The sequence below is a fragment of the Pseudoalteromonas sp. Angola-30 genome (genome assembly GCF_028599215.1).
In the GTDB taxonomy this organism is placed as follows: Bacteria; Pseudomonadota; Gammaproteobacteria; order Enterobacterales; family Alteromonadaceae; genus Pseudoalteromonas; species Pseudoalteromonas atlantica.
In genome coordinates, this window is record NZ_JAQREI010000005.1 from 89,087 (window position 1) to 106,337 (window position 17,251).

Below are 17,251 nucleotides of genomic sequence, written 5' to 3' on the forward strand. Positions count from 1 at the left end.
CAAAAAAGCCCGCAGTTAACGCTGCGGGCTTTTTTGTGCCTAAAATTTGATGAAGTACTTTGTTGTTTTTTAAGGCTCAGGCTGTCCTTTTTTAAGTCGCTTACTGAGTGCTGGCTGCGATATACCGAGTAGTTGCGCTGCCATTGATTGATTTGAGTTGCTACGTTTCATAGCTTCTGCTACCAGTAATTCTGCGGCTTGTTTTAAAGTGGGTAGCGTTGATGTTGACTCAAATAACGGCTTGGCAAGCTGGGCTTGCATATCTAATTTAGGCACGGCGCTGCGTACACTTTCAAACGCTTTCATAGACAGTGCGCCGCTTTGGTGGGTGCTCATTGCATCAAAGGCCATGGCGCGCAGCTCTCTTATATTGCCCGGGAAAGCGTAGTTTTCGAGTAAAATTAATAATTCTTTTGGAATACTTGCCACCGGTTTATTAAATTCTTGTGCGGCAAGCGTTAAAAAGTGCTCTAGTAATAAGGCTATATCTTGCTTGCGCTCCCTAAGCGGCGGAATATTTACATGATGAATTTTTAAACGATAGTATAAGTCGTTTCTAAATTCGCCATTTTCTTTTTTAGTGAGTAAATTTTGGTGGGTGGCTGCAATAATGCGCGCGTTGATGCGCTTTGGGGTATCGCTGCCTACTGGGTAATATTCGCCTTCTTGCAAAAGCCTTAATAACTTTACTTGCGAGGCCAGGTTTAAATCGCCAATTTCATCAAGAAATAGTATCCCGCCTGATGCGCGTTCTATCATGCCTTTGCGGGCTTGCTCAGCACCTGTAAAAGCGCCTTTTTTATGGCCAAATAAGGTATCCGAAAATAAGTTATCGTCAAGGCCGGCTACGTTTACACACACAAGCTCGCCACTGCAGCTACTGGTTTCGTGAATGGCTCTGGCTATAAGCTCCTTTCCTACGCCGCTTTCTCCGGTAATAAGAATAGGTTGTTGGCTATTTGATATAGACTCAATGTAATTAAACACAGAATGCATTTGGTGATCTACACTAATAATTTTAGAAAACGCAGGGTGTAGGCTTGTTTGGTTTTCTAGTAGGTAGCCGCGCATGGCTTGGTTTTCTAAGTTTAGCTCTTGAAAACGCACCACCTGCATTATGCTATTACTTAGGCGTTCGGGATCTTCTGTTTTTACATGATAACCATAAGCACCTAATTTTATACATTTTACAGCGGCTTCTACTTGGTTAATGCCGCTGATGATCACCACCGAAATATGCGGAAAAAGCTCTGTAATTTGCGCTATAAGCTCATCGCCACTGATATGTGGCATGTTTAAATCAAGCAATACAACGCGAACATTCCCTTGGTTTAGTTTGGCAATTACATCGCGGCTATCATTACATTGTACAATGTTGTTAATGCCGCAGTAGCGCTCTATTGCAAACGATATGCTTCGTAAAAAGCTGTTGTCGTCATCACAAATGAGGACCTCAAAACTAGGATATAAATTAGTATTCATAGTTCACTCTCGTGTTGTAATAAGGGTAGTGATAGCTTTACTTTTGTGCCTTTACCGAGGGTTGATTTAAAGGTGAGTTGGCCTTGGTGATCTGCCACGATCCCCGCTGATACAGAAAGCCCTAAGCCGGTGCCGCCAGATTGTCGTTTGGTGGTATAAAACGGGTCGGTGAGCTTAATTAAGTGCTGTTGATCAATGCCTACGCCTTGATCTTCAATGCTCAGCACAACCTGATTGTGTTTAGTATGGAAATAGCTGGTGATAATAATTTTTTGCGATTTGTCTTCAAGCGCTTGGCAGGCATTTAAAATTAAATTAACGATTACTTGCTCGATGCGGCTGCCGCTGCCTTTAAACGCAGGCAGTGAGTTGGCTAAGTTAACCTCTAAGTGGTTTGTAGAGTTTTTAATTTGATTTGTGACTAAGCGAATAGAGCGGTTTGTTAGTAGGTTTAAATCTAGCTGCTCAGTTTTCTCATGCGATGCTTCACCTTTTACGGCAAAGCTTTTTAAATCCTCTACTATGCCCTTTACCTTGTTACTGGCAATGTGCATATCGTCTAAAATTTCTGGCAGCATATGTTTAAAGCGCTGATAGCTTACACCGGCAACAAGAAAGTCGCCTTGGCGTGCTTGATGCTCATCAAGTATGTCTGTTGCATCTTCAAAGGCTTCTTTTATAAACGGAAAATTTAACGTTAAAATACTACATGGGTTATTAATTTCGTGAGCTACTCCCGAAACCAACACCCCCAGTGAGGCCATTTTATCTGCATGAAGTAGCTGCAACTGCTGGGCTTGTAGCTCTTTGGTGCGGCTTTCTACTTTTTTGCGCAGGGCTTTGTTCCAAATTATCACCACGGTACTAATTAGTAGCAGCACCACTACACATATACCCGCTATTACGCCAGCCTTTGACCAAGGTGATACGTTTAACGGGCCAAACCATTTGTCGTAAATTTCTTGCTGGCGGCCGGTGTTTTTTAAAATAGCTAGGCCTTGAGTAAATTGCGATAACAGCGCTTCATCTGCGGTTTTAGTGGCATAGCCATAAAGCCGGTTTCTTTCTAGGCTAGAAATAGCAGTGATGTTTGATAGCCCCAATTTTTTACTTAAATATAAGCCGGGTAAGTTTGAAACCACTGCAAAGTCATAGCGGCCAGAGGCAAGCAAACGCAGGGCATCGGCATGGGTTTCAACCGGTATAAGGGTAATGTTTAAGCCTGAGTGGTTAAGCATATCAAATGCCGAGCCATTGCTTTGTACAATAACGCGGTAGTTTTCAAGCTCGCTGTAGTGCGTTATTTTAGGACTATTGTCGCGCGCAAATATAGAGTGGTTAACAAACGTGTGCGGGCTAAAGTTATACAGATCGGTGCGCTCGGGTGTGGCGGCCATGCCTTGTAAAATATCCACATTTCCACGGTCAAACTCGGCTCTTATTTCGGCCCAGGGCATTAGCTTTATTTTTATATTAAGCCCCATTACAGCGGCTATTTCTTGACTAAGTTCTACGTTGTAACCTGTAAGTTCGCCATCTTCGTTAATAAACTCATAAGGGGGGTAGTTAAAATCTCCGCCCACTATAATTTGTTTTGGCTGCGATAAATTAGCTTGTGCAATGCAGTTTAGGCTATTGAAACCCAGTAGGCTTAGTAGCGCTATTTTTAATACATAAAACCAAGCGTTTTGTTTAATAAACAAGTGAGTAAACCTCTGCATTTTTTAGTTGTGGTAGTGCGTTAGTAAATTGTCTAAACAGTACAAATAAAATGGCGTTTATGTTCCTTTTACAGCCGCAAAAAGGTTGTTTTTAGTTGGCAGCAGGGGACTATAATCTGTATTTTAATTTTATATAAATTAGGTACTAACGAATTTATCATGGTTTTAAGTCTTATCTATTTATACTTTAAACTAAATAAGAATAAATTAATTGTTAATTAAGGTTTTTTGTAAGGCAGTTATGTCTTTTTAAGGCTGTTTAATAAAATAAAAGCGATTTAATATCGGCTATTAAATCGCTTTTATTGGTTGGGCCTATTTAGAGGATGTTGACCTGTGTAGATTAACGTTTTTCAAGCTAGGGCAGTTTAAGCAAGGCGCTGGCTTTTAAGCAAGTAGGCTTAATAATCGCTCTTGCTAAATACTAAACTCACTACTGTAATTTTAATCACGATTGGTCAACATGCCTTAGTACTAAAACTTCATGTTTAGGTTTACTTGAATGCGATCGCGGCCATTGTTGTTAGTGGGTATATCGTTATTAATATTATCCACGCTAAACCATCTTAAATCGGCATTAAGATTCTCTGCAATTTTGTAATCTAGCTGTACGCGTGTGCCTTTAATATTGGTATAAGAACCCGGAGTATTAGTTTGCGTAAACGCGCCGTTCATAGGCAATGCATAGGCTTCGGTACGTAGCACGTAAAAACGCAGGCCAAACTGTTTATTAATTTGATAGCGAGCATGTACAGTAAACGCTGTATTTTCGCTGTCGGCTTCACTTGTGTAGTAATCGGCTGCAAAGCGCACTGCGCCATAACGTACATCAAGGTTATAGGTCATTACGTTGCCTGCTTGGTCAGCATCAAGGCCCGACTCAGCACTGGCATAGGCCGTATCTGAGGCGCTAACAAAAATTCCACCAATACCGGCTTTAACGTTAATGTTATTAAAACTTGTAGCATATACACCTTGTAGCTGTTGCCAGCTGGCATCGCGCTTGCCTTCGCCATTATCGACGTTTTCTTCAAGAATAATATGCCCCGCATTAACGCTAAACGTATTGTTACTCCAGTTAGCTTGTACACCTTCTAGCGCTATATCGTCACGAAAAAGCAGCTCTGATGAATGCATATAAACGGGTGCCGCTTTACCAATATATACTTGGGTGTTACTAAGCCCTGTGTACTTCATAAAGGCGCGGTCTAAACCAAAGTCATCGTTATCGCTGGTATCGGTGATACCAAAGGTTTGATGAGTTGAATCGTGTTGGCTTGAGGTTGTTCTAAAGCGCATTTGCGCAGACCAGTTCTCGGTAGCTGCGTATTTAATACCAAATCGGGCACGCAAGCGGGCGCGGCTTGTTGAGTCAATTGTATCGCCTTCGGTGCGCTCAAAGCGCATACGCATATCGCCAAATAGCTTAACGGCTTCAAGGCCATTTAAACCTTCAATTGTAATATCTGCGTGGGCTGGCTTAGCTAAGGCAATAACACCTAATGCAACGGGTAAATAGATAAGTTTACTAGTCATGGTTTGTACTCTATAAAATTACTAAATCGAGGGTTATTGCTTAGCGGGTTGAGCCGCTGTGTTGTCTTGGTTGTAAAGGGTTTCGTCAAGCTCGCCTTCGCTTTTGCCAATTAATAAAGTAACCATTAAATCGCCAGTTACATTTATAGTGGTGCGCGCCATATCTAAAATTCGGTCAATACCGGCAACTATTGCAATGCCTTCAAGTGGTAGGCCAACGGTGGTCAGTACTAGCGAAAGCATAATAAGGCCTGCACCGGGTACACCAGCGGTGCCTACAGAGGCTAAAGTAGCTGTAGCTATAATGGTTAAGTAATCTGTTGTGGTGAGGTCAATACCAAAGGCTTGGGCAATAAACAGTGCTAATACGCCTTGGTATAAAGCGGTGCCATCCATGTTAATAGTGGCGCCTACTGGCAGTACAAAGCTTGATACAGTACGCGATACACCTAAGTTTTGGGTGGCGCATTTAATGCTGGCAGGTAAAGTACCTGAGCTACTTGTGGTGGTAAAAGCAATAATTTGCGCTTCAATAATACCTTTATAAAAACGTTGTGGATTAAGCTTGCCTAGTAGGCCTACAAAGCCGCCACCCAACACTAAAACGTGAATAATGCAGCCTAGGTACACTAAGCCAATTACTTTTATAAGTGGCAGTAAAACATCCAGTCCGTACTTGCCAGATACCCAAGCCATTAATGCAAATACACCGTATGGTGCTAGCTTCATTACAAGCTCAGTTAATTTGTACATTGCATCGGCTAGGCTTTCAAACATTTTGCTAGCGGGTTCGCCTTTTTCACCAATTAGGTTTAAAGCAATGCCTAAGCTCAACGCAAACACAATAATTTGTAAAATATTACCTGAGGCTAATGAGCCCACTGGGTTTTTTGGTACTAAACCTACAATGGTGTCTACTAAGGTAGGGCTTGGTTTAGCATCAGCCACTGTGGTTGCAACCATATTTAAGCCTGCGCCAGGTTCAAACAACAGCCCAAGACCCAAACCAATCGAAATAGCTACTGCGGTGGTGGCTAAATAAAATACGATTGACTTAACACCAATACGACCCATTTTAGTGGTGTCTTTCATTGAGGTAACACCAACAATTAATGAGCAAAATATAAGCGGTACAATTAACATTTTTATGGCGCTAATAAATAGCTGGCCAATTGGTTTTATATATTCAGCATTATTGCCTAACAGCATGCCGGCAATAATACCCGCTATCATACCTATGAGTATTTTTAGCCAGAGCGCCATTTTTTTAGGCTCGTTGTTATTAATACTTGTTGTACTGGTCATAGTGTTATTCCAATTATTTATAATATTTAGTGGGAGCTATTTAACTTTTGCTTAGGGCGTTAACGCGCATATTGCACCGGCACGTGCACAGGCCACACAAGGGGCTTGCAATTTTATGGACAAGCTTTCGTTAGCCTTTTTAGATAGGGGTTGTTTGTACACGTGCATAATTAAGCTCTAAAGTTGTTAGATTATTGTTATTGCATTAATAATGCCAAGCACGGTTTTGTTAATAACGTATTGAATGTTATTGACTTTATTGTTTTTGGTTGGCGGTTTGTTAATATAACTTTTTGAATAATTATTAATAATGAAAGGCGGGTTAAAGGCGGCTTAAATGATGGTTTATAAATAAATCATTTAAAATCAATGGGTTGATTGGCGTATAACTTTTATTATTGATATAACAAAAGTTATATTTTATGCATTAATTAATCATATTTTTTGATTTTTTATGGTTTAAAACATTATTAAGTTGTAAATTGGCTGTATGTGGTTTTATTTTTTCTTATACGTTTAACTTAGATAATATTTTTACCCTGTTCAGGATCCCGTGATTTTTCGGCTTGATCACGAATTTCGTCGGTATCACTACTTACATCATCAACCGTTTCATTTTGCTGCTGCAGCTGCTTAAAGCTTTGCTGAGCAGTTAAAGGTTGCTCAGCTTTGTTGGTGGGCTTTTGTGTATCACTCTCATCAGGTGCACTGAGTAAAATACGCTCGCGGGCATCATCTGGCATACTGATGTTTTGCGCTGTAAATTCGGTTACTAGCTCACGCATTAACTGCGAGGCCACTTTTAACGGACTATGTTGCTCGCTGTTAACCCAAAAAAACAGATTAAAGTTAATTGTTGAGCTGCCTAAATTATTGATCAGCACTTGTGCTGGTGGCTCAGTAATAACACCCGTTTGCTTGTTTGCAATTTCAAGGGCGAGTGTTTGGCAGTAACGAATATCGTTATCGTAACCTATGCCAATCACCACCTTGGCACGCATTTTTGGATTTGCAGTTAGGTTTTTAATGGTATTTTTATAAACCGTGGCGTTAGGTATTTGTATATGGTTGCCATCGTAATCAACTAAGGTGGTTGCGCGAGCGGTGACCTTTTTAACCACACCTAAGCGGCCATCTACTTCTATTACATCGTCTATTTTAAATGGCCGTTGAACGCTCAACAGTAAGCTAGCAATAAAGTTCTCTGCTATGTCTCTAAAGGCAAAGCCCAATATTAAGCCTATTAATCCGGTTCCGCTCATAATAGCAATAGCAAATTCGGTAAGTCCTGCTAAACGTAAAAATAAATACACGCCCAGCAATAAAATTAAAATGCTAATCCCGCGTTTGGCCACTAAGTGCACAAGTTTACTGTCGGTCATATAAATGAGCGGTTTTACTAACAGCTTAGACAAAGGACTGGCGACAAAGTAGCTAATAGTTAAAAGTATAAAACCTAATAAAAGAGTGGGTAATATTTGCGCTGTTGCGTGAAGTAATTGCAAACTTTGGGCGTATAAATACTGCCAACTAAGCACGCTTTCTGGGGTGTTTAAGGCATTCACAGCCGTGGTGTTCACTGCAATTAGCATAGTTATAAGGCTGTTCATGGCGTATTACCTTGGTATTTTAAATAATCTAGCAAGCAGCAAGTTTAATACCAATGCCAAAAGCACAGCTTGGCAAACTTTTTGCTCGATAATAGGCTAAAAAGGAGCAAACAATGAGCAAACCTAAACGGGGACAACATGCCGAGCAGCCAGTGCACATTCCGGTTATTGGTTGGTGGGACATAGCCAAACGTATTTTTAAGCAAATGAGCCAAGATAACTTATCGCTGGTTGCAGCGGGCGTTGCGTTTTATGCCTTACTTGCTATTTTTCCTGCTATTGCTGCAATGGTTTCTGTGTATGCGTACTTTTCATCGCCCACCGATATTAGTGAACACTTAAGTAAAATAGTTACCTTATTACCGCAAAGCACGAGCGATTTAATTTTATCTCAGGTCTCGAGCTTGGCTCAAACCTCTAACGCCAGTTTAAGCTTAAGTGCAATTGGTACACTTATTCTTACTATTTGGAGTAGCTCTAAAGGCAGCCAAGCGCTTATTACTGCCTGTAATATTAGTTATCATGAATACGAAAAACGCTCTTTTTTTCATGCTCAGTTAGTACGTTTTTTATTTTCGGTAGGGGCTATTTTAGTGACTATTTTTGCTTTGCTAATTATAGGTATTTTACCCATAGTACTTAATTTAGTAGGCTTAAAAGAAAGTATAGACTTACTAATAAAGTTAATATCGTGGCCATTACTCGCCTTTATGTTTAATTTTGCATTGGTGCTTTTGTATCGCTATGCACCACACAGAAAACCCGCTAAATGGCGTTGGATCACACTTGGTTCTTGTATTGCGACTGTATTATGGATTTTAGCCTCAATTGGTTTTTCGTTTTATGTCTCTCACTTTGCAAGCTACAACGAAACGTATGGTTCGTTAGGCGGGGTAGTGATTATGCTAATGTGGCTCTATATAAGTGCCTATATTATTACGCTTGGGGCGGTAATAAATGCGGCAACCGAACAACAAACAGCGAAAGATAGTACCAAAGGCCCCGCCAAAGAACGCGGTAAACGCGGAGCCTATGTTGCTGATCACCTTGATGTAGATGAGCCGACAAACTCTTAGCCCGGCTCGTTATTGCACAAGCTTATGAGATGCTGAGTAAATGCTTGGCCAACGGGGCCTAAACGGTCATTGTCGGTGCACATTAAATAAAGCTTTAAGGAGCGGGTTGTACCTTGCTCTAAATTAAGGGGCTTAAGTGTGTTGTTTTTAAGATAAGGTTTAATTTGTGCACTAGGCAGCCATGCATAACCAAAGTTTTGGCTAACCATATCAATAGAGTTACGTAAGTGACTTACTGTCCAGCGCATATCAGCCCCAAGCCAGCCGTCGTCGTGGCTGGTGTGGGTGGCCGAATCGCGAACAACTATTTGCCTGTGTAATTTAAGCTCTCTGTAGGTCAGTGGTTCAGTGCGCTGGTGTAAGGGGTGATCAGGGTGCGCAACGGCAATAAATTCTATATCGCACAAGCTATGGCAATTAATGCCATAAAGCGCAATAGAGGTAATTGCTAAGTCGACCACTGCATTGGTAAGTAATTCGTTTGCGCCATTAAGTACGCTTTCTATCAGTTCTATTTTTACCAGCGGGTATTGCTCATTAATATGGCTTAGCGCTTGGTACAATAAATGCTGCGGAAACACTTCATCTACTGCTATTTTTAATGTGCTTTCAATACCTTCGCTTAACGTATTAGCAACCGATTCTATTTTGCTGGCTTCATCTATTAAAAATTCGGCGCGGCGCAATATAAGCTTACCGTTTTCGGTTAAATACGCTTTACGGCCTTTTACTTCAAGCAATTTTACTTGCAGTGCCGACTCTAACTTTTGCACTGCATGGTGCACGGTTGATTGGCTTTTAAATACCGCGCTGCTAGCACCGGCAAATCCACCATGCTCTACAACAGCTTTAAACATTCTCCATTGCTCGAGTGTTGCCTTTGCCATTTTAAACCTTGTTACTACTTACTATTGATTAAACTACCTGACCGTGTAGGCACTCTATTTATTGCGTAACAACTTATTTATTATTGGCAATTACCATTTTTTTGCTGCTCAGCAGCGTCATAAACTCTTTTTTAGGCACTGGCCTTGAAAACAAATAACCTTGCCCGTAGTCGCATCCTGCTTTTAGTAGTAGCTGCATTTGTTGCTGCGTTTCAATTCCTTCGGCAATAACTTTTAGGCCAAGCTGGTGGGCCATCACAATAATGGCTTCACATAAAGCAAGCTCTTGGCTCCCTGCCTTAATATTATCAATAAAGCGTTTATCTATTTTTAGGTAATCGGTATCCATTTCTTGCAGGTACGCGAGCGAAGAATAGCCGGTGCCAAAGTCATCTAGCGCTAATTGCACACCTGACTGGACTAATGTTTTTAAGCGACTTTGAGTTAGTGGCTCTGGGTTAACCATAAGGCCTTCTGTGATCTCGGCCACAATAGAGGAGGCAGGTAGCTTGGCTGCTTTTAAAATCTCACACCAATCGTCAATTCCGCTATCGATTGTTGATAACTGCACAGGAGAGACATTTATACTAATTTGAAATTGCTCCCCCATGGTGGTGTTTATTTCTTTTAGGGTGTGTATTGCTTGTGTAAATACAAATTGGCCCAGCGCATTTATTTGCCTAGTTTCCTCAGCAAGCGGTATAAACGTCGCCGGCGAGACTAACCCCTTTTTAGGGTGGTGCCAGCGAATAAGCCCTTCGGCTTTGTGAATGTGCAAATCGTTTAATGCCACAATAGGCTGATAAAATAGCTCAAATTGTTCAAGCTCTATGGCGGAGCGTAAATCTTTTAATAGCTGCATACGCGCTTGCGCATGAATACGCATATCTTTTGAAAAAAACTCAAACCCATTACGGCCGTTATTTTTAGCTTTATACATGGCTTGGTCGGCAGCTTTTAATAGCAGCTCTGTACTTTGGCCATCGCTAGGTGCGCATGCAATGCCCATACTAGCGCTAATAAATAGCTCCTCGTCTTCAAGCTGTATACTTGATGAAAGGCTTTGCAATATATTGCTGGCAATTTGGTTTATGTGGCGACTGCTTTTAACATGGTCGTATACAATCACAAACTCATCACCGCCAATACGCGCGACAAAACTGGCGTTTATTGCAGCTTGAATTATCCGTTGAGAAACTAACTTAAGTAGATTATCGCCATAATGATGGCCTAACGTGTCATTAATATCTTTAAAGTGATCAATATCGAGCAGCATCACAACAAGTTCGCATTTGTCGCCTGTTACTTCTTCAAAACGCTTATTTAAACGCTCTTTAAGCTCAAGCCTATTTGGCAAATCAGTTAAGTGGTCGAAGTGAGTTTTTCGCCATATGGTTTCATCGGCTTGTTTTTTTTCTGTTAGGTCGGTAAAAATGGCCACCCGGCGAGTAGGCATGTTTTTATCATCGTAAACGGTATCTATGATCAGAAACTCGGTATAGGTGTCGCCATTTTTTTTACGATTAATTATCTCACCCTGCCAACGGCCAGTTTCTCTGAGCTCTGCCCACATTTTTTCATAAAAAGCTTTTGAGTGTTTGCCAGATGCTAAAATCCGACTGGTTTTACCTATCGCTTCTTCTTTGCTGTATTGGGTTGTTTCGCAAAACGCAGGGTTTACGTCATAAATAATGCCGTCGGGGTCTGTAATCATCATCCCTTCACTACTATTACTGTAAACAAGCGACGCTAAATGAAGAGCTTTTTCGTTGACCTTTTTCTGGCTTATATCTCTAAGAACAATAATGTATTCATTATTAGTGAGTGCATTGATTCTTGCCTCAAAAAAGTGCTCTTTAGATTTTTTAAACAATGTAAACTCAATGGTTTGTGAACCCTCTAAAGTACCTAAATGAGAAAGCAGTAACTCTGCGTTGGCCTCAGAGAGTACATCAACTAATTTTAAAGCTTTGCCTGTCTCAACATTTAGCACAGGGCTAATATAGCCGCCAATATAAAGGATTTTTCCTTGGGCATTTATACGTATGTAGGTATCGGGTAAAGCATTTAATAAGCTCATTAACTCGTTGTGCTTATTTTTTAATTTAGCCTCTGCAGATAGCCGGGTTTGTGCCATAACAGCAAAACGGTCATAAAGCGCGCGCAGCTCTGGGCTGTTGGGCTTTTTAATATGTTTGGGCATAGTGCCATTTGCCAGTTCATCTGTGGCTTTGGTTAAATTAGCGATAGGCTTAAATATACTTTGTTTAATTAAGCGCCTAGCTAGCAACACCAACAGGGCAATAGCCGATAAAAACGCAAAAATGGTTTTAGCAAAGTTTTTATTAACTGTATTAATAAAGTCTTCAACCGAAACGGCTATATAAATATCTAAATTATTATCATGGCCGTCTTTGTATATAACTGAGCGATGAAAAACCTGGTTTTCGCCTTCTGCATTTTTAAACACGGTTAACGAGCTTTTATCGTGAAGTAAATCTATGTCGGTAATTTTTTGGCCTAAATTACGTGGTTGATTAGGGTAGTTGGCCAGTATTAAGCCGTTAGAGTCGGCAATAACGGCCTTGGCATTGTTAGGTAATTTTGCTTCGCTTAAGGCGATATTCCACCAATTCAATGCAATAACGGTAACTAGTGTGCCTTTTAATTGGTTATTACTATCTATAATTGGGTAGGCAAAATTGACACTTTGCGCTTGAATACTTCGGTCGTATTGAAAATACCCCACCGAAAAACTTTTATTACTAATGGCATTTTGAAAATAAGTACGATCGCTAATATTAATATTTTTACTACGACCATTTGTCACGCATTGTAGGTCGCCGTTTTTATCAACAATACCTATATTTGCAATATTCTTATAAAGGGCTTTTATTTCATAAAAATAGTTAGGGCAAGTTGTGGGGAGTGTTTCATTTTTTGCAGTTTTATCGGCTAAATAAATAGTAATACGTTTAACATCATCAACCATTGTTTTTTGATGTTGTGTCAAGTGCTTAGCGATGTTTACTATTCTTTCTTCACTTTTTTCTATGGCAGCATCACGCTCATACCATAGCGTAAATACCGTCACAGCGGCGCCGGGAATGCTAAGTAGGATGAGTAGCCTATACAGCTGACTTTTAAGCGATGAAGTAAAAATAAGTTTTCCTTAAGCTCTGCGTCCCTAAAAAGTGATTGTAGACATAAAAGCCAAAAATAACCATACAAAATATAGGGTTGCACTAAAAAGTTATTAGAAATCAGCTTAAGTCTGTGTTTTTAATCATGAAGCTTATTATGCCAAATAAACGAATTATCAAAATAAGCACTCAACTTTCTAAAAAATAGAATGTTTTGCTCGATTTAAAGACATAGTCGTATTGTTTTATGAATGCTTTAATAAGCTCATTAATTAATCTACTACAGTATTTTAAATATGAACATAGCAAAAGTGTTAACTGCTTACGCCACCCAAGATGGTGATGGTGTAAACATAAGTCGAATACCTGGTTTTGATGGCAAATATCTCGACCCTTTTTTAATGATTGATGAGCTAAAGTCTAACAATGAAAGTGACTATATTGGTGGCTTTCCACCGCACCCTCATCGCGGCATTGAAACCTTTACGTACATTATTAAAGGTGGCTTTGAACACCAAGATCAAATGGGTAACAAAAAAGCGATCCGATCTGGTGATGTACAATGGATGAGTACAGGTAGAGGCGTAATGCACAGTGAAATGCCACTAACAGATGCAAAAGAGGGGCTGCATGGCTTTCAAATTTGGATCAATATGCCCAGTGGCGAAAAAATGCGTGCGCCACGTTATCAAGATACTACACAAAATCCAGCGCCTGAAGTCACTAACAAGCATGGCGTGAGCTTTAAAGCTCTTGCGGGTAATTGGCAGTTTGAAGATTGTACGTTAACGTCGAGTTTGCAAAGCTTAGCGGCCAATGCTGCACTGGCCAATGTTACTCTCCCCGTTAATACACGCATGCAGTTAGCAGGGCTTAAACAACGTAAAGTGATGATCTATGTTCATACAGGTGAGCTTATTACAGGTGACGAGCAAACATTTAATGCTGGCAAGTTGCTTATATTAAGTGAAAACAGTGACATTGATATATCTTCACAAAAGGGGGCGGGGATACTTATTTTAGCGGGTGACCCACTTGAGCAACCTATTGCACATATGGGCCCATTTGTAATGACCACGCAAGAGGAAATTAAACAAGCGGTGCGTGATTATCAAAACGGTGAATTTGGCAACATTTAATAGTTAAATGAGGAGGTTATTATGGGTTTATTAGTTGATGGCCAATGGCAAGACAAATGGTACGACACCGACTCGAATAATGGTAAATTTAAACGCGAAGCAGCGCAGCTTCGTAATTGGATCACAAAAGATGGCAGCCCTGGTCCTACAGGAAGTGGTGGGTTTAAGGCGCAAGCAAATCGCTACCACTTATATGTTGCCTTAGCGTGCCCGTGGGCGCACCGCACACTTATATTCAGACAGCTAAAAGGCCTAAGTGATATTATTAGCGTATCGGTAGTCAGTCCAGATATGTTAGATAAGGGGTGGAGCTTTGATAAAGATAACCTCAGTAGCGGCGATGATTTATTTAATAGTGAATACTTACATCAAATTTATACCAAGCACGATAAAAATTACAGTGGGCGAGTAACTGTGCCTGTGCTTTGGGATAAGCATCAAAATAAAATTGTTAGCAATGAATCTGCAGATATTATTCGTATGTTTAATACCGCATTTAATGAAATTACGAATAATATGGATGACTATTACCCAAAAACACTACAGGCTGATATTGACGAAATTAACGACCTTGTTTATACCAATATCAATAACGGGGTATATAAAGCGGGTTTTGCAACCACACAAACAGCATACGAAGATGCATTTACTGCGTTATTTAAAGCACTTGATAAAGTAGAGGGCATACTAAGTAAAAATCGTTACCTGATGGGGAGCACATTAACTGAAGCGGATTGGCGTTTATTTACCACACTCATTCGGTTCGATAGCGTGTATGTAGGGCATTTTAAGTGTAATTTACGCACCATTGAAAGCTACCCAGCGCTGAGTAACTATGTACGTGAGTTATACCAAATAGAGGGAGTAGCCAGTACGGTTAACCTTGAGCATATTAAGCGACATTACTATTTTAGCCACACGATGATCAACCCAACGCAAATTATTCCAAAAGGGCCGGCGTTAAACTTTAGCCAAAATCATAATAGAGACGAGTTGGGCTAAGAGGTATTAGAAGGCATTATAATAAGCGGCAATTGCACTTTTAAAAAAGCTTTTATAAATGCAATTGCTGCTATGCAAATAACTTTACCAGCCAGCCGTATTTTCGCACAAAGCTGGTTTCGCTTTTGCCAGCTTGAACTGTTGCTCCGGCTAAAAAGGCTGATGCCAATCCTACCTTGGTGGCTGCAAAGCGCTTAAAGCGATACTTTATTGCTGCATGGTGCTGGCGTTTTAATGCATGCTGTAAATCCATTTGCTTATTTAACGTGTCAACGTTCTCATTGGGTTCTTTAATTAGAAAATTAACGAGCATGGTTATTTCCTTATAGATTTAAAAGTTGCTTTAAACTTTTAATCGTTTTACTAAAGCCAATTTTATTGCTTAGGTATACGGTATTTCGCCAAAGCCAAATTAAACAAATTATTTGCGCGAGTGTAGCAGTAGCAAAGCTAAGCCAAACCGAGCCAAATAAATCATATACACCGTAGCCAATTGCACCTAGTAAGCCGGCCCACAACAAAATCAAACCACTGGCAAAACATCCTAAAAATATAGTGATCAACGCCATTGATCGTAACGACAGCTTCCACTCAGCCTTTGCAAGTTGGTGGGTAAGCTTTCCTTGCGTTTTATAATCCTCCTTGAGCTGGTCAGAGTATTCAATGATCTTTGCTATATGATCCTGCCAATCATCCTTTTGGCTAGGGTCATCTGTTGTTTGATTTTGAGCATTACCGTCCGTGGTTGCTGTTGTTTGTGAGCTACTCATTATTAATTACTTACGACGAAATAGTGACGTTACAAGCATACCCGCCGCAAAAGCAATCCCCGCTGTTGCTAGCGGATTTTCTGAGGCAAAAGCACGCGTTTTTGCGCTGCACTCAGATAGTTTTTCACGAGCAATAAGTTGTTTTTCGCTTAGTGCTTCTGCAGAGCTTGAAGCGCCTTTACGTACGCTTGACTCAGCAACTGATGCCTTGCTTGAAAGTGCATCTACTGCATCGTGTGCTACAGACGTTGCTTTTTCAGTCAACGGTGCCTCACTCTCTTTTTGTTTAAGATCAGGTTTCATGTTTGTTTCAGTATTCGGTTTTGTATTTGTTGCAGTAGCCATAATCAATCCTTAATAAATAAAATAAAAAAATTTAACTGGTGCTATAGCAGATGCAACGATTAAACCAACCATTAAAAATAATTTAACTAATTGATTTTATTGTTTTTATATATTTAAGGTAGGGTGCGGTAGATTAAATAAAAAGCAGCATGAAGTAAGTATTGCTGCTGTGCTAAGTAAATTTTACATGGCTATAAACCTAGGGCCTGTTTACCTTTCGAGATTTAATTTGCAGCAGTCTGTTTGGGATTTAGGCAAGGTAGAGCCTATGTAGTGTGGTTATTCCCCATAAATAGGCGATAACGACGTATAAATGTCAAACAGGCGCTGCCCGAAGGGTTCTGCCTAGGGGGCATTTACTCTTTGTTACTCGGTTTTTACTTAGCCCACTAGGTTACAAACCTCACGCCGCGATTAAATACCCCCTAAATTGAACAAATTATAATCCTTAAAGGTCAACAGGCCCTAGATTCATTTTTTTGTAATTATTCATTGATGATTCAGTAAGCAAATTATGTAAACCAAACGTTATTAGCATCGCTTTAAAAAAATTTTATCTACTACCTCCACTTTTTCCCACGTAATTCAATCGCTTTGCGTAAAGCCTTATTTTTTCTAGCTTAGCGAGACGTTAAAGCTGGTCAGCTTACTTGACAAAAAGGCTTGTCAAGCCCTAAACTGGAGCACTGTGGTAAAAAGTGGTTTTTAGTGGATCTAACTGGATCAAATTAATCGAAACTCGATTACACAATTTAAAAGTAGGCTTTTTATGTTTCGTGGCGCTAGTTCACTGAGCTTGGATGATAAAGGACGTTTTGCGGTACCGACTAAGTACCGAGACGCTTTGCTGTCTGAAGATCAAGGAACGGTAATATGTACCATTGCGCTAAACGAGCCGTGTTTATGGTTGTATCCTCTTGCACAGTGGCAAGAAATAGAAAGCCGCTTATCTAAAATCTCTAATATGAATCCACGCGCTCGCCGAATGCAACGTATGTTGTTAGGTAATGCCACAGAGTATCAACTTGATAAAAATGGTCGAATTTTGCTGGCGCCTTCATTGCGTAGCCACGCAGAACTTGGCAAAAAGATCATGCTAGTTGGTTTAATGAATAAATTTGAAATTTGGGATGAAGCGCGTTGGCACGAACAAATGCGCCAAGACACTGAGCTGGAAAGGCTCGGCGATTTTGAAGCAAACCAAGATTTAGATAATTTCACACTCTAACGGCACT

At 40.3% G+C, this 17,251-nt stretch carries 14 protein-coding genes; 4 read left to right on the forward strand and 10 right to left on the reverse strand.

Going from position 1 to position 17,251, the window contains the following annotated elements:
* Window positions 1-69: 69 nt before the first annotated feature.
* The 5 genes from PSH54_RS09020 to PSH54_RS09040 all read right to left on the reverse strand — a co-directional run bounded on the left by PSH54_RS09020 (window position 70) and on the right by PSH54_RS09040 (window position 7,636).
* On the reverse strand, window positions 70-1,482 hold the full coding sequence (locus PSH54_RS09020) for a sigma-54-dependent transcriptional regulator (RefSeq protein ID WP_004589118.1): 1,413 nt from the start codon (window positions 1,480-1,482) through the stop codon (window positions 70-72).
* Window positions 1,479-3,185, reverse strand: a complete 1,707-nt coding sequence (locus tag PSH54_RS09025; RefSeq protein WP_164521628.1) for a transporter substrate-binding domain-containing protein — start codon at window positions 3,183-3,185, stop codon at window positions 1,479-1,481. The genes PSH54_RS09020 and PSH54_RS09025 overlap by 4 nt, the downstream gene beginning before the upstream one ends.
* 492 nt (window positions 3,186-3,677) lie before the next feature.
* A complete protein-coding gene (locus PSH54_RS09030) occupies window positions 3,678-4,739 on the reverse strand; it encodes a putative porin (RefSeq protein WP_273605977.1) in 1,062 nt (353 codons plus the stop codon).
* Window positions 4,740-4,772: 33 nt separating this feature from the next.
* Window positions 4,773-6,044 (reverse strand): dicarboxylate/amino acid:cation symporter, encoded by a 1,272-nt coding sequence (locus tag PSH54_RS09035; RefSeq protein WP_004589122.1) that lies wholly within the window; start codon window positions 6,042-6,044, stop codon window positions 4,773-4,775.
* Between the two features lie 521 nt (window positions 6,045-6,565).
* The gene (locus tag PSH54_RS09040; RefSeq protein ID WP_248530655.1) at window positions 6,566-7,636 is read right to left on the reverse strand and encodes a mechanosensitive ion channel family protein; all 1,071 of its coding nucleotides are present in this window, start codon (window positions 7,634-7,636) and stop codon (window positions 6,566-6,568) included.
* Between the two features lie 131 nt (window positions 7,637-7,767).
* On the opposite strand from PSH54_RS09040, the gene PSH54_RS09045 reads away from it, so the two are divergent.
* Window positions 7,768-8,730 carry a YihY/virulence factor BrkB family protein gene (locus tag PSH54_RS09045; RefSeq protein WP_273605978.1) on the forward strand — a complete coding sequence of 321 codons (963 nt, stop codon included), beginning with the start codon at window positions 7,768-7,770 and terminating at the stop codon, window positions 8,728-8,730.
* Here the strand turns inward: PSH54_RS09045 and PSH54_RS09050 are convergent.
* Both PSH54_RS09050 and PSH54_RS09055 read right to left on the reverse strand, forming a co-directional pair.
* Entirely contained in the window at window positions 8,727-9,617 is an 891-nt protein-coding gene (locus tag PSH54_RS09050; RefSeq protein ID WP_004589125.1) for a LysR family transcriptional regulator, read from the reverse strand. The two genes, PSH54_RS09045 and PSH54_RS09050, sit on opposite strands and share 4 nt — an antisense overlap.
* Window positions 9,618-9,690: 73 nt before the next feature.
* Window positions 9,691-12,711, reverse strand: coding sequence for a bifunctional diguanylate cyclase/phosphodiesterase (locus PSH54_RS09055; RefSeq protein ID WP_273587164.1), 3,021 nt, complete (start codon window positions 12,709-12,711; stop codon window positions 9,691-9,693).
* Window positions 12,712-13,056: 345 nt separating this feature from the next.
* Between PSH54_RS09055 and PSH54_RS09060 the strand changes: the two genes are divergently transcribed.
* Entirely contained in the window at window positions 13,057-13,899 is an 843-nt protein-coding gene (locus PSH54_RS09060) for a pirin family protein (protein ID WP_096740169.1), read from the forward strand.
* A gap of 21 nt (window positions 13,900-13,920) precedes the next feature.
* A complete protein-coding gene (locus tag PSH54_RS09065) occupies window positions 13,921-14,901 on the forward strand; it encodes a glutathione S-transferase family protein (protein WP_273605979.1) in 981 nt (326 codons plus the stop codon).
* A 70-nt stretch (window positions 14,902-14,971) separates the two neighbouring features.
* Here the strand turns inward: PSH54_RS09065 and PSH54_RS09070 are convergent, their stop codons facing one another.
* Genes PSH54_RS09070 through PSH54_RS09080 form a run of 3 tightly spaced genes read right to left on the reverse strand, consistent with a single transcriptional unit; the run spans window position 14,972 to window position 16,016 of the window.
* Window positions 14,972-15,214 carry a hypothetical protein gene (locus PSH54_RS09070; RefSeq protein WP_004589129.1) on the reverse strand — a complete coding sequence of 81 codons (243 nt, stop codon included), beginning with the start codon at window positions 15,212-15,214 and terminating at the stop codon, window positions 14,972-14,974.
* A 10-nt stretch (window positions 15,215-15,224) separates the two neighbouring features.
* Window positions 15,225-15,671: a hypothetical protein gene (locus PSH54_RS09075; RefSeq protein WP_273605980.1), complete on the reverse strand. Its 447-nt coding sequence runs from the start codon at window positions 15,669-15,671 to the stop codon at window positions 15,225-15,227.
* Window positions 15,672-15,677: 6 nt separating this feature from the next.
* Window positions 15,678-16,016: a DUF883 domain-containing protein gene (locus tag PSH54_RS09080; RefSeq protein ID WP_096042303.1), complete on the reverse strand. Its 339-nt coding sequence runs from the start codon at window positions 16,014-16,016 to the stop codon at window positions 15,678-15,680.
* A gap of 769 nt (window positions 16,017-16,785) precedes the next feature.
* Here PSH54_RS09080 and mraZ point away from each other — a divergent pair.
* Window positions 16,786-17,244, forward strand: a complete 459-nt coding sequence (mraZ, locus tag PSH54_RS09085) for a division/cell wall cluster transcriptional repressor MraZ (protein ID WP_004589407.1) — start codon at window positions 16,786-16,788, stop codon at window positions 17,242-17,244.
* Window positions 17,245-17,251 lie beyond the last annotated feature (7 nt).